Origin of the sequence: Acidisoma sp. (assembly GCF_035492295.1) — a bacterium.
GTDB lineage: Bacteria > Pseudomonadota > Alphaproteobacteria > Acetobacterales > Acetobacteraceae > Acidisoma.
This window is the reverse complement of the sequence record NZ_DATJJK010000186.1, coordinates 20,791-33,170: the sequence shown is the minus strand read 5'-3', so window position 1 is coordinate 33,170 and position 12,380 is coordinate 20,791. Positions and strand designations below refer to the sequence as shown.

Sequence of the window (12,380 nt, the reverse complement as noted above, 5' to 3'; positions counted from 1 at the left end):
CCGCGATCAGCTGGCGACCGCGGTGCTCATCGCCGAAAGCGGCCTGATGCCGAACCGCCTCGCTGGCATCCGACAGGCACTGCCCGGCCCTGATCTCAACCCCGACACGCTCAATACCCAGGAACAGGCCTGGGCCGGGGCTGCCGCCGCCGCGATGGTAGCAGGGGTCGGGCCGGTGACGCTGCAGGCCGCGGGCAAAACGCTCGGCCCCGCGGCGAGCATCACCCTGCCCCTCACCAGCGCCATCGGGGTGGAAAATCCCGGGAAGAAGACCGTACCCGGCAGCCTCGTCGTGCAGGGCGTACCGGTAACGCCGCCGCCTGCCGCGCACGCCGGTATGGAGGTTCACCGTCACTTCTACGCCATGGACGGTTCGGCCATTGATCCGGACAAGCTGCCCCAGAACAGTACTCTTGTCTTGGAGATCGACGGACGCGCGACGGACGGCCAGTCGCATCACGCCGTGGTTCTGGCGGGGCTTCCAGCCGGCTGGGAGATTGCCGGCCGCTTCCCGGCCGGGGATGTGCCGGGGATGGATTGGCTTGGCACGCTCAGTTCTCCGGATGCCGAAGCCGCGGCCGATGACCGCTATGCCGCCGCTATCACCCTCGGCAGCGATTCCGCCAGCTTCCGTCTTGCTGTGATCCTTCGCGCCGTCACCCCGGGCAGTTACGAATATCCCGGCATCCTGCTCGCGGACATGTATCGGCCGGCGATCTTCGCCCGCCAGGGCACGGTGCGCATCACGGTGACCCCACCCGCGCCATGACGTGGACATTGCGCCGGAGGATTGCGGCGGCGGGGCTCGCCTGCGCCCTGGCGCTGATGGCGGGGGCCGGCGGCGTGCTCGCGCTCGGCCGGTTCGACCCGGCACCCCTGCCCGCGCCGGGCAGTTGGGGCACGCGCATCCTGGCAGCCGACGGCTCTCTTCTGGCGCTCGCCCCGGCGCCGGGCGGGGTCTGGCGGTTCGAGACCCGGCCGCAGAACGTCTCCCCTTTCCTGCGGCAACTGCTGGTGGCGGTGGAGGATCGCCATTTCGGCACCGACCCCGGGGTCGATCCCGGCGCCGTGCTGCGCGCGGGCTGGCAATGGGCGCGGGCTGGCCATGTCGTTTCCGGCGGATCGACGCTGACCATGCAGGTCGCGAAGCTGCTCGATCCGCATCCGCGAACGCTATCGGCCAAGCTGCTGGAGACCGCCCGCGCATTGGACCTCTGGCAGCACCAGACGCCTGACCGGATCATGGGGCTGTGGCTGTCCCTCGCCCCCTTCGGCGGCAATCTGGTGGGGGTGGAGGCCGCTTCCTGGGCCTGGTTCGGCAAGCCCCCCGGCGCGCTGGATGCAGCCGAGGCGGCGCTCCTCGTGGCCTTGCCGCGCCGGCCCGAGGCGCTGCGGCCAGACCGGCATCCGGAAGCGGCGATACGCCTGCGCAATCGCCTGCTGGTACTCGCCGCCGCGCGCGGCCTCCTCTCGCCGACCGAAGCCGCGTCCGCCGAGGCCGAGCCGGTGCCCCGCGCTCGCCATCCGATGCCGCGCGCCCTGCCGCAACTTCTGTCCGGCGTGCGTCATCCACCGCTGCTTCTGACCAGTATCGATCCCGCGATCCAGGCGGCGGTCACCCACGCCGCCCAGGCCGTCACCGCCGATCTTCCGCCGCAGGTCGCCCTGACCGTCATGGTGGCCGATCTTCATACACGTCGCCTCTCCGCCCTCTGGCTTGGCGATTGGAATGACCGCGCGCGGGCCGGGCGGACGGACCTCACCCAGGCCATCCGGAGCCCGGGCTCGACGCTGAAACCCTTCCTGTATGCGCTCGTCTTCGCAGATGGTCTGGCCCATCCCGATACGCTGCTGACCGACACACCGCAGCGCTTCGGCAATTATGGGCCGGAGGATTTCACGGGCCGTTTCACGGGGCGGGTAACGGCCGCCGACGCCCTCCGCCGCTCGCTCAACCTGCCCGCCGTGGGCCTTCTCTCACGCTTCGGGGCGGAGCGCTTCGCGGCGAAGCTTGCGGCGGCCGATGCGCCGCTGCGCTTGCCGCGCGATGCGGCCCCCAGCCTGCCCATCATCCTCGGCGGTGCCGGACTCTCGATGCGAAACCTCATGGCGCTCTATGCCGGGCTCGCGACGGACGGCTCCGTGCGACCCTTGCGACTGACGGAAGGACGCGCGACCGTCGCGCGGCTCCTGCCGCCGACCGCTGCGGAAACGGTAGCGGACATTCTCACCAGACCCTTTCCGGACGAGACGACAGCGCGGGGCATTGCCTGGAAAACCGGGACGAGTTGGGGAGACCGGGACAACTGGGCCTTCGGCTTCGACCGAGATCATCTTATCGGCGTCTGGGTGGGGCGGCCGGACGGCACGGCGATGGATGGTGGCTCTGCCTCCGACCACGCGCTGCCGATCCTGGCGCGGCTGTTCAGCGCGATACCGGCAGCCCCCCGCAGCGCGGCTCTGTCGAGCCGAATGCTCTCGCTGGCGGCGGCACCCGCCGCCGATCCGCTGCGCCTGCTCTATCCGCCGCCAGGCGCGGTGATTGAGGGTCTCGGCCCGCTCTCGCTCAAGGCGATGGGCGGCGCGCGGCCGCTGCGCTTCCTCATCGATGGCGCGCCCATCGTCTCGATCGGCGCATTGCGCCAAACGGAATGGCAACCACCGAGCCCGGGCTTCTACCGTGTCACGATCCTGGATGCCGCGGGTTCTGCCGTGCATGCGGCGATCCGGGTGAAAGCGGAAGACTGATCGCGCGGACATCCCCACGCTTGTGCCTGCGGGCAGGATCACGCCCGATCGTTTGATTTATCAACTTTAGATGAAGCGTCGTCTTTTCCATAGATCCAGTGCGGACGGTTATGCTCGATCCAGTCGAGTGCCCTTTCCCGCCAGCGCCGGAGCAGGGGTACGTCCTCGGCAAGCAGAATGAGGCCGAGCGGCAACATCCAGATGCCGAGGATCGGCAGGATGCTGAAAATGCCGCCAAGCACGAGGAGAAGACCGGCCGGGATGCGGATCCATCGGGCATGCGGGCGTAGCAGCCAAATAGTGGCACGCCGCAGCCAGTCCGGCAGACGGTCGAGCAGCCGCGCCATGCGCTGCCGGCGGTGACGGGTTTCGTCGGCGTCGCCCTCCGGCATTTGGATGGGCAAATTCTCCCCATCGGTCATGCAAAGCCTCCTTTCGGCTGCGAACGATCTCTTGGGAGAACCGTGCAGGCTCCTTGAGATAAGGCCTGCGCCAGGTCCTGCAAGCCAGAGCAACAGCCCCGGCCGACGCCCGGTTCGGCCGCCTTGGTACTGTTCCGTAGGTAATCGCACGTACCCGACAACAATTCAATATTTTCAGAGTGTTACGTCAATTTTCGACAGGCGCCGTTGGTTGTTTGCTCCGCGTGTTTGACCCATACCAGATGGGCATCCGGAACCTTCCGGGTCCGGCATAAATCGCCGCAGCAGTGGCCGGAACAAGCTCCGGAACAGGCCCGCGGCACTTGGAATCGGAGGACGTGTCATGACGATCATCTGCCCCTGGTGCTCCGCTCTTGTCGTCGGCAGCCGCGTTCGTTGCCCGGACTGCGATTTTGCCTGCGAACAGTCCTCCCCCCGGATAAGCGGTGGCACTGCGACGCGCTCTGCTCCCCGGCCGGTGCAAAGTGGCATCGCGCCCTTGCTCTTCTTCATGATCTCGTCCCTCTTTGCGGTCTGCCTGAGCCTGATGCTGCAGCAGATGCCGCTCGGCTCCTCCATCAGCGGGACAGCGCCGCAACACGATGCGGCCCCGCGCTATAACGATCCGCAGATGCAGGGCGTCTGGCTGCGCGGCCTGGGCTCGGTGCGGACCGCGCTGAACGCTCCCGCCTATCGCGGCCTCAGGTCGGCCTATGTGCAGCGCAGCGCCGGTCATCTGACAACCCTCTGCGGCACCATCGACGGCTCCTCCGGCACCGGAGCGATCGCCGGAATGCGCTTCCTTTCGATCTCCGGCAATGCCTCCACGACGATGATCGAGGGTTCGTCCTACGCCTTTCCGATCCTCTGGGCCCGGCTCTGCAGCCCACAGCAGGGCAGCTGGTAAGCTCGCCCACGGGACCCTGGCGATAGGTCGGAGGCCCATTGCGCGGGCCTCCGATCCATGTCACCGTCCACAAAAATCCGGTTAAACGGGCATTCAAAAAATTGGGCGAAACGGTCCTCGAAACCTCCGGCCTGACCAAGAGCTTCCGCGGCTTCACCGCGGTCGACAACGTGGCGCTGCGCGTGGAAGACGGCACCATCCACGCCCTGATCGGCCCGAACGGCGCCGGCAAAACCACCTGCTTCAATCTCCTGACCAAGTTCCTCCAGCCCAGCGCCGGGCGCATCCTCTTTCGCGGCGAGGACATCACGCAGGCCAGGCCGGCCGATGTCGCGCGGCGCGGCCTTGTCCGCAGTTTCCAGATTTCGGCGGTCTTCGGCCGGCTGTCGGCGCGCGAAAATGTCCGCATCGCGCTGCAACGGGAACGCGGCCCGAGTTTCGACTTCTGGCGGTCAGATCGCATCCTGCGGCGGTTCGACGATCGCGCCCGCGCTCTGCTCGCCGAAGTCGGGCTGTCCGAATTTTCGGAAGTTCCCGCCGCAGAACTGTCCTATGGCCGCAAGCGCGCGCTCGAAATCGCGACCACCCTGGCGCTCGATCCCCCCCTCCTGCTGCTGGATGAGCCAACCGCCGGCATGACCGAGCAGGATGTAACGCGGATCGTCGACCTCATTCGCCGTCTGCGCGTCGGCCGCACGATCCTCATGGTGGAGCATAATCTATCCGTCGTCTCCGGATTGTCGGACCGCATCACCGTGCTTACCCGCGGCCGGGTGCTGGCCGAAGGGAGTTACGAGACGGTCTCGCAAGATCCTGCCGTGATCACCGCCTATCTGGGGCAGGAGCATGCTTGAAGTCTCCAACCTCAATGCCTGGTACGACGAAAGCCACGTTCTGCATGGGATGGACTTCACGGTCGGTGAAGGCGAAGTGGTGACTCTGCTCGGCCGCAACGGCGCCGGCAAGACGACGACCCTCAAATCCATCATGGGCCTGGTGCCGAACCGAAAGGGCAGCGTGCGCTATCGCGGCCAGGAGTTTATTTCCGCTCGGCCGGACGTGATCGGTCGTGCCGGTCTCGGTTTCTGCCCAGAGGAGCGCGGCATCTTCGCCTCGCTGACCGTGCACGAGAATCTTCTTCTTCCCCCCATCGTGGCCCCGGGCGGGCTCACCATCGCCGAAATCCATGATCTCTTTCCCAATTTGCAGGAGCGCGCACGCAGCCCGGGGACGAAGCTTTCGGGCGGCGAACAGCAGATGCTGGCCATCGCCCGCATCCTGCGCACAGGTGCCAAGCTGCTTCTCCTCGACGAGCCGACGGAAGGTCTCGCACCCGTCATCGTGCAGCAGATCGGCCGCATGATCGCCGAGATCAAGCGTCGCGGCTTCACGGTTCTCCTGGTCGAGCAGAATTTCCGCTTCGTCTCGCAACTCGCCGACCGCCATTATGTCGTCGAGCAGGGGCGGATCGCCGACATGATCACGGCCGAGGCCCTTCCGGGAAAGATGGACGATCTGCACAGACGCCTCGGCGTTTAGGCAAACCAGAACACGATATTCAGGGAGACGACAAGAATGACCCTTTCAAGGCGCAGCGTCCTCGGCACGGCACTCGGCGCGGGTGCACTCTCCGTTCTGCCACGCGCGGGCGCGCGGGCCGCAGGCAAGTCGCTCACCATCGGCGTCTGCAGCGATTTCTCGGGCGTCTACAGCGATATCGGCGGCAAGACCTCCGTCGCATGTGTCCACCAGGCGATCGAAGATTGGGGCGCGGCAGCCAAAGGCTACGACATCAAGGTCATCCAGGGCGACCACCAGAACAAGCCTGATGTCGGCGCGGGCCTTGCCCGGCAATGGTTCGACAATGGCGTCGATATGCTGATCGACGTTCCGAACTCCGCCGTCGGCCTCGCTATCGCTTCCGTCGCGGCGCAGAAGAACAAGACCTATATCAACTCAAACTCAGCAACCTCGCTGCTCACCGGCCCGAAATGCAATGCGTCCACGATCCACTGGACCTACGACACCTACATGCTCTCCCATTCGACCGGCGGCGCGATGGTGGCACAAGGCGGCAAGAGCTGGTTCTTCATCACTGCCAACTATGCCTTCGGCCAATTGCTGAGGGACCAGACATCGGCGGTGGTGAAGGCTGCCGGCGGCACCGTGGTCGGTGATGTCGCCTATCCCTTCCCGCAAACGACAGACTTTTCGTCCTTTCTGTTGCAGGCGCAATCATCGGGCGCGCAGGTGCTTGGCCTCGCCAATGCCGGCAAGGACACCGTCAATTCCATCAAGCAGGCGCATCAGTTCGGCATCACCCAGAGCGGCATGAAGATCGCCGGCCTGCTCATCTACATCAACGACGTGCATGGCATGGGCCTCGACATCGCCCAAGGATTGGTGCTGACGGAAAGTTTCTACTGGAACCTGAACGACCGTACCCGCGCCTTCACCAAGCGCGTGCTACCCAAGACGCCGAGCAACTACCCTTCGATGGCGCAGGCTGGCTGCTACAGCGGCACGCTGCATTTCCTGAAGGCAGTAGACGCGATCGGCGTCGACACGGCATCCAACGGCGCCGCCGTCGTCACGCAGATGAAGAAGATGCCCACGGATGATGACGCTTTCGGCAAATGCTGGATCAGGGAGGACGGCCGTTTCATGTGTCCCTCCTTCCTCTTCCGCGTGAAGAAGCCGGGCGAGAGCAGCACTCCCTGGGATTATTACGACCTTCTGCATATGACGCCGGCCGACCAGACCTTCGCGCCGATGGCCGGCGAAGGCTGTCCGCTCGTCAAGAGCTGACGCAGATGGTGATGATTCTCGGCAAGCCGCTGCCGCTGCTCTTCGGCCAGCTTCTGCTCGGCCTCATCAACGGTTCCTTCTACGCGATGCTCTCCATGGGCCTCGCCATCATCTTCGGCCTGCTGAGAATCATCAACTTCGCCCATGGCGCCATGTTCATGGTCGGCGCCTTCGTCACCTGGGCCCTCTTCACCTATCTGCATATTGATTACTGGGGAGCGCTGATCTGCGCGCCCGTCATCGTGGGGCTGTTCGGAGTGGCCCTGGAGCGCACGGTCATCCGCCGCATCTACAAGCTCGACATTCTTTACGGGCTGCTTCTGACCTTCGGCCTCGCCCAGATTCTGCAAGGCCTGGCCACCAACTATTTCGGTGTCTCAGGCGTGAGTTATGAGGCGCCGCACGGACTGGGTGGCGTCGTCAACCTTGGCTTCATGTATCTGCCGATCTATCGCGGCTTCGTGGTTTTTGCCGCCCTCGTCATCTGTGGCGCCACCTGGGCGCTGATCGAATGCACCCGTCTCGGCGCGCTGCTGCGCGCGGCGACCGAGAATCCGGCTCTGGTCCAGGCCTTCGGCGTCAATGTGCCGCGGCTGCTGGCGCTGACCTTCGGCGGTGGCGTGGCGCTTGCGGCGCTCGCCGGCGTGCTCGCGGCCCCGCTCTATTCGGTCAATCCCGGCATGGGGTCCGATCTGATCGACACGGTCTTTGCCGTCGTCGTCATCGGCGGCATGGGCTCGATCGGCGGCGCCATCCTGACCGGCTTCGCCCTCGGCATCATCGAAGGCTTCACGGACGTCTTCTATCCGCCGGGCTCGGCGGTCGTCGTCTTCGTCGTCATGGCCATCGTCCTGCTGGCCCGGCCCGCCGGCCTCTTCGGGAAGACAGCCTGAATGTTCGGCTTCTCCCGCGCGCAAGTCATCGCCTTCGCTGTCCTTGTCCTGGCGGTGATCGCCGCCCCCTTCCTCCTCTATCCGATCGTCGCCATGCAGGTGATGTGTTACGGCCTCTTCGCCATGGGCACCAACCTGCTCATGGGCTCGGTCGGTCTCCTCTCCCTCGGACAGGCTGCCTATTTCGGCCTCGGCGGCTATGTCGCGGGCTATCTGGTGCAAAGCCTCGGCATGACACCTGAAATCGGCATCGCCGCCGGCGGTCTCGCGGGCGCCGCACTCGGCGCAGTTTTCGGCTGGCTCGCCATCCGCCGCCAGGACATCTATTTCGCCATGATCACCCTGGCGCTGGCCCAGATCGTCTATTTCGGCGCTGTGCAGCTGACCGGTTTCACAGGGGGCGAGAACGGCATCCAGGGCATTCCCCGCAGCGCCCTCTTCGGCCTGATCTCACTGAAGAACGACCGGGTGATTTACTGGCTGGTCGCCGTGGTTTTTCTCGCCGGCGTCCTCTTCGTCCACCGCGTGGTGCATTCGCCCTTCGGCCAGGTGGTGAAAGCGGTGCGGGACAATGAACCGCGCATGACATCGCTCGGCTATCAGCCCGCCAGCTACAAGCGCGTCATCTTCATCCTCGCTGCCCTTCTCGCCGGCGTCGCGGGCGGATTGAAAGCGACGGTCATGGGGATCGAGACCCTCTCGGATGTCGGCGCCGCCACCTCCGGCCTCGTCGTGCTCATGGTGCTGCTGGGCGGTATCGGCACCATCTTCGGGCCGATCGTGGGCGCCCTTGTCGTCGTCGCCATGCAGTATTATCTGGCGCCCTTCGGCGCCTGGGTGATCGTCATCCAGGGCGCGATCTTCGTGGTTTGCGTGCTCGTCTTCCGCCGAGGGATTGTGGGAGAATTGGCCTATCGGCTGAAATCGCCGCTCTAGCCGCCAGTCACCGAAGGAACGTCCATGGCCGCCATCGCACTCCCCCGCCTGGTCCGGCTCGGCCCCGGCAGCATCGAGGAGGTCCCGGCTGTGCTGGGCCAGCTCGGCCTGTCCCGTCCGCTGATCGTGACCGACCCCTTCCTGGCGGGCTCGGGTGGCCTCGCGCGCCTGCGGGCAATCCTCGGCGGCGACACGCCCGCCTTCACCGAGGTCGTGCCCGATCCGACCGTTGCTTCGGTCGACGCGGCCGTTGCCATGCTCGGCACCGGCGATTTCGACTGCGTCATCGGCTTCGGCGGCGGCAGCCCCATCGACACCGCCAAGGCCGCCGCCGTGCTCGGCCACATCGGCGGCGCCATGCGCATGCTGAAAGTGCCGCATGTGCAGGATGCGCCGGGCCTGCCCATCATTGCCATTCCGACGACTGCCGGCACCGGCTCGGAGGCGACGCGCTTCACCATCATCACGGACGAGGAGAGCGGGGAAAAGATGCTCTGCGCCGGCCTCGCCTATCTGCCCATGGCCGCCATCGTCGATTACGAGCTCACCCTATCGAAGCCGAAGCGGCTGACCGCCGACACCGGCGTCGATGCGCTGACCCATGCCATCGAGGCCTATGTCTCCCGTCGCGCTAATGATTTTTCGGACGGCATGGCGCTTTCCGCCATGCGGCTCATCTGGGCGAACCTCCGCACGGCCTATGAGGAGCCCGGCAATCGCGCGGCACGGGCCGCGATGATGCTGGGCGCGCATCAGGCCGGCATCGCCTTCTCCAATGCATCGGTCGCCCTTGTGCATGGCATGAGCCGGCCTATCGGCGCGCATTTCCATGTCGCGCACGGGCTTTCCAATGCCATGCTGCTGCCGGCGGTCACCCGCTGGTCGGCACCCGGCGCGCTCGCCCGCTACGCCGCCTGCGCCCGGATCATGGGCATCGCAGGCGAGACGGAGGGGGACCAGAGCGCGGTCGCGAAACTCACTGAGGCGCTCTCCGTCCTCAACCGCGATCTCGCCGTGCCGACACCGAAAAGTTACGGCATCGACCCCGGACGCTGGCAAAGCCTTCTGCCGCTGATGGCGGAACAGGCGCTCGCCTCGGGCTCTCCTGCCAACAACCCCCGCATTCCGGACGCCGCCGAGATCATCGCCCTCTATGGCGAGGCCTGGGGCTAGGTCACCCGGATCGGCGTGCCGTCCAGGAAGGCGAGCGCGTTCTCAACGCTCTGCGGATAGAATTCCGCCCAGGTCTCGGCCACGCCATAGCCGATATGGGGCGTCAGGACGGTGTTGGGCGCGGACCGCAACGGATGCCTCGCAGGCAGCGGTTCCCGGTCGAAAACGTCCAGTGCGGCGACGATGCGCCCCTCCGTCACTGCCGCGATCAAGGCGGCCTCGTCCACCAGCGGCCCTCGGGATGTGTTGATCAGGATCGCACCCGGCTTCATCTGTGCGAGGTCGGCTGCCCCCAGAATGCCACGGCTGCGGTCGGACAGAACAAGGTGCAGGCTGACCGCATCGGACCGCGCCAACAATTCTTCCTTTGTCGCATAGGTGGCGCCGGCTTCCGCCGCCTTTTCCGGCGTCAGGTTCCGGCTCCAGGCCAGCACCTCCATGCCCAGCGCCTGGCCGTACCGCGCCATGAGACCGCCGAGCCGTCCCAGGCCGATCACCCCCAGCGTCTTGCCGGCGAGCGTGATGCCCACCGGCACGCCGTGCTGGAAGCCGCCGGCGCGAATCTGCGCGTCGCCTGCCGGAATGCCGCGCGCCGCGGCGATCAATAGCCCGAGCGCAAGCTCGGCCGTAGCACTCGCGCTGCGCCCGCTCGGCTCGGTATGGCAAACGATGATGCCGCGCGCCGCACAGGCCGCGAGATCCAGCGAGGGATTGGACTTGCCGGTGATCCCGATCATCCGGAGGCGCGGCAGGCGAGCGATCAGCGAGGCCGGAAAGGGCGTGCGCTCGCGCATGGTGAGCAGGATGTCGAATTCCGCGAAGGCCGCAGCCGCCGCATCCTCGTCCGCGATGGCCTCCTCGAAGAAGACCAACTCGGCGCGCGCCTCGAGCGGAGACCAATCCGCATTGCGGCGCGCGATGCCCTGCCAGTCATCCAGAACCGCGATGCGCGTCATGCTGCTACCTCGCAGCAGGGCGGCGGCGGCGCGAGGCGCAGAACCGTCTGCACGAGATCGGGGAAGCGCTCGGAAAGCTCCGGGCGGAGCGAAACGAGGCAGCGCGTACCGTCCCGTCGGTTGGTGATCAGCCCCGCATTGCGCAAAACCTTCATGTGATGGCTGAGCGTGGAGGGCGAGACCTTCACCATGAAGCCGCTCCAGGCCGTTTCCTCCCCTGGCGTCAGTGACCGCAGGATGCAGAGACGCACGGGGTCGCTGAGGGCATGCAGAACCTCGGCCAAGCTGACCATCTCGATGTCGGGGTGGATATAGGGCTCTTGCGCCATGATGCGGCCTTCTATATTCGATGTTCGTCGAACATGAAACACCGGCGTGGCCGCTTTCGCCGCTTCCTGGGATTGCGGCACGCCTTTTAGCCGGGGCTTCTCTGCCCGCAGAAGGATATGCCATCCATGCCCACTCTTTTCGACCCCATCCGCGTCGGCGATCTCGATCTGCCGAATCGCATCTTCATGGCACCGCTGACGCGCGCCCGTGCGACGGAAGACCGCGTGCCGACTCCGCTGATGCGGGACTATTACGTGCAGCGCGCTTCCGCGGGCCTGATTCTGACCGAAGCGACCAACATCAACCCTAAGAGTGTGGGCTATGAGCGCACGCCGGGCATCTGGTCGGATGCGCAGGTCGAGGCCTGGAAGGTGATCACCGATGCCGTGCATGCGGCCGGGGGCCGCATGATGATGCAGCTCTGGCATTGCGGCCGCATTTCCGACCCCTCGCTTCTCGGCGGTGATCTCCCGGTCGCGCCCTCTGCCATTCCGGCTCAGGGCCATGTCAGCCTGCTGCGCCCCGAGCGCCCCTACCCGACGCCGCGCGCGCTCACCCTCGAGGAAATCCCCGGCATCATCGCGGATTACCGGAAAGGCGCGGAGAATGCCCAGCGCGCCGGCTTCGACGGTGTCGAGCTGCATGGCGCCAACGGCTATCTGCTTGATCAGTTCCTGCAGGACGGCAGCAACACGCGAACCGACGAATACGGTGGCCCGGTGGAAAACCGCGCGCGGCTGATGTTCGAAGCGGTGGACGCGGCGATCTCCGTCTGGGGTGCCGATCGCGTCGGCCTTCATCTCGCCCCCCGTGCCGATTCCCACGGCATGGGCGATAGCGACCTGCTCGGCACTTTCAGCCATGTCGCGCGGGAAGCCCGCGCCCGCAATCTCGCCTTTCTTTTCGCACGGGAGCACGAGGCCGGGGATTCCATCGGCCCCGCCATCAAGCGCGCCTTCGGCGGTCCCTATGTCGCGAACGAACGTTTCACGATCGAACAGTCGGAAAAGGCACTGGCCGATGGCTGGGCGGATGCAATTTCCTTTGGCGTGAAGTTCATCGCCAACCCCGATCTGCCGGCGCGTCTCCGCGCGGGCGCCCCGCTCAACGAGCTCAATCGTTCCACGATGTATGGCGGCGGGGCCGAGGGCTATACGGACTACCCGGCGCTGACCGAGATGGTTGCCGCCTGAACGCGCGAGGGCGG

At 66.1% G+C, this 12,380-nt stretch carries 13 protein-coding genes; 10 read left to right on the top strand and 3 right to left on the bottom strand.

What is annotated here, in order from left to right; genetic code table 11:
- Both VL752_RS13990 and pbpC read left to right on the top strand, forming a co-directional pair.
- Positions 1-769: hypothetical protein (locus tag VL752_RS13990; RefSeq protein WP_413788770.1), on the top strand; the 769-nt coding region annotated here is incomplete at its 5' end.
- A complete protein-coding gene (gene pbpC, locus VL752_RS13985) occupies positions 766-2,748 on the top strand; it encodes a penicillin-binding protein 1C (RefSeq protein ID WP_325356280.1) in 1,983 nt (660 codons plus the stop codon). The genes VL752_RS13990 and pbpC, both read left to right, overlap by 4 nt.
- 38 nt (positions 2,749-2,786) lie before the next feature.
- On the opposite strand, the gene VL752_RS13980 is transcribed toward pbpC, so the two are convergent.
- Positions 2,787-3,170, bottom strand: coding sequence for a YgaP family membrane protein (locus tag VL752_RS13980; protein WP_325356278.1), 384 nt, complete (start codon positions 3,168-3,170; stop codon positions 2,787-2,789).
- Positions 3,171-3,513: 343 nt separating this feature from the next.
- On the opposite strand from VL752_RS13980, the gene VL752_RS13975 reads away from it, so the two are divergent.
- The 7 genes from VL752_RS13975 (at position 3,514) to VL752_RS13945 (ending at position 9,887) form a co-directional block, all read left to right on the top strand.
- On the top strand, positions 3,514-4,077 hold the full coding sequence (locus tag VL752_RS13975; protein ID WP_325356276.1) for a hypothetical protein: 564 nt from the start codon (positions 3,514-3,516) through the stop codon (positions 4,075-4,077).
- 101 nt (positions 4,078-4,178) lie between these two features.
- Positions 4,179-4,931 (top strand): ABC transporter ATP-binding protein, encoded by a 753-nt coding sequence (locus VL752_RS13970; protein ID WP_325356274.1) that lies wholly within the window; start codon positions 4,179-4,181, stop codon positions 4,929-4,931.
- Positions 4,924-5,616 (top strand): ABC transporter ATP-binding protein, encoded by a 693-nt coding sequence (locus VL752_RS13965; RefSeq protein WP_325356272.1) that lies wholly within the window; start codon positions 4,924-4,926, stop codon positions 5,614-5,616. The genes VL752_RS13970 and VL752_RS13965 overlap by 8 nt, the downstream gene beginning before the upstream one ends.
- A gap of 36 nt (positions 5,617-5,652) precedes the next feature.
- Positions 5,653-6,885, top strand: coding sequence for an ABC transporter substrate-binding protein (locus VL752_RS13960; RefSeq protein WP_325356270.1), 1,233 nt, complete (start codon positions 5,653-5,655; stop codon positions 6,883-6,885).
- 5 nt (positions 6,886-6,890) lie between these two features.
- Positions 6,891-7,778 carry a branched-chain amino acid ABC transporter permease gene (locus VL752_RS13955; protein ID WP_325356268.1) on the top strand — a complete coding sequence of 296 codons (888 nt, stop codon included), beginning with the start codon at positions 6,891-6,893 and terminating at the stop codon, positions 7,776-7,778.
- Complete coding sequence (locus VL752_RS13950) at positions 7,779-8,714, top strand: branched-chain amino acid ABC transporter permease (RefSeq protein WP_325356266.1); 936 nt, start codon at positions 7,779-7,781, stop codon at positions 8,712-8,714.
- Between the two features lie 24 nt (positions 8,715-8,738).
- Entirely contained in the window at positions 8,739-9,887 is a 1,149-nt protein-coding gene (locus VL752_RS13945) for an iron-containing alcohol dehydrogenase (protein WP_325356264.1), read from the top strand.
- On the opposite strand, the gene VL752_RS13940 is transcribed toward VL752_RS13945, so the two are convergent.
- Positions 9,884-10,843, bottom strand: a complete 960-nt coding sequence (locus VL752_RS13940; RefSeq protein WP_325356262.1) for a D-2-hydroxyacid dehydrogenase family protein — start codon at positions 10,841-10,843, stop codon at positions 9,884-9,886. The genes VL752_RS13945 and VL752_RS13940 overlap by 4 nt on opposite strands.
- A complete protein-coding gene (locus VL752_RS13935; protein WP_325356260.1) occupies positions 10,840-11,172 on the bottom strand; it encodes an ArsR/SmtB family transcription factor in 333 nt (110 codons plus the stop codon). The genes VL752_RS13940 and VL752_RS13935 overlap by 4 nt, the downstream gene beginning before the upstream one ends.
- Before the next feature lie 126 nt (positions 11,173-11,298).
- Here VL752_RS13935 and VL752_RS13930 point away from each other — a divergent pair, with 126 nt between their 5' ends.
- Entirely contained in the window at positions 11,299-12,366 is a 1,068-nt protein-coding gene (locus tag VL752_RS13930) for an alkene reductase (protein WP_325356258.1), read from the top strand.
- The last annotated feature ends 14 nt before the right edge of the window (positions 12,367-12,380 follow it).

Bases quoted from the DNA above. Each gene is read 5' to 3' on its own strand.
- VL752_RS13930 (WP_325356258.1), top strand. From the start codon at position 11,299: ATGCCCACTCTTTTCGACCCCATCCGCGTCGGCGATCTCGATCTGCCG.
- VL752_RS13945 (WP_325356264.1), top strand. From the start codon at position 8,739: ATGGCCGCCATCGCACTCCCCCGCCTGGTCCGGCTCGGCCCCGGCAGC.
- VL752_RS13955 (WP_325356268.1), top strand. From the start codon at position 6,891: ATGGTGATGATTCTCGGCAAGCCGCTGCCGCTGCTCTTCGGCCAGCTT.
- pbpC (WP_325356280.1), top strand. From the start codon at position 766: ATGACGTGGACATTGCGCCGGAGGATTGCGGCGGCGGGGCTCGCCTGC.
- VL752_RS13935 (WP_325356260.1), bottom strand. From the start codon at position 11,172: ATGGCGCAAGAGCCCTATATCCACCCCGACATCGAGATGGTCAGCTTG.
- VL752_RS13965 (WP_325356272.1), top strand. From the start codon at position 4,924: ATGCTTGAAGTCTCCAACCTCAATGCCTGGTACGACGAAAGCCACGTT.
- VL752_RS13960 (WP_325356270.1), top strand. From the start codon at position 5,653: ATGACCCTTTCAAGGCGCAGCGTCCTCGGCACGGCACTCGGCGCGGGT.
- VL752_RS13940 (WP_325356262.1), bottom strand. From the start codon at position 10,843: ATGACGCGCATCGCGGTTCTGGATGACTGGCAGGGCATCGCGCGCCGC.
- VL752_RS13950 (WP_325356266.1), top strand. From the start codon at position 7,779: ATGTTCGGCTTCTCCCGCGCGCAAGTCATCGCCTTCGCTGTCCTTGTC.
- VL752_RS13975 (WP_325356276.1), top strand. From the start codon at position 3,514: ATGACGATCATCTGCCCCTGGTGCTCCGCTCTTGTCGTCGGCAGCCGC.
- VL752_RS13980 (WP_325356278.1), bottom strand. From the start codon at position 3,170: ATGACCGATGGGGAGAATTTGCCCATCCAAATGCCGGAGGGCGACGCC.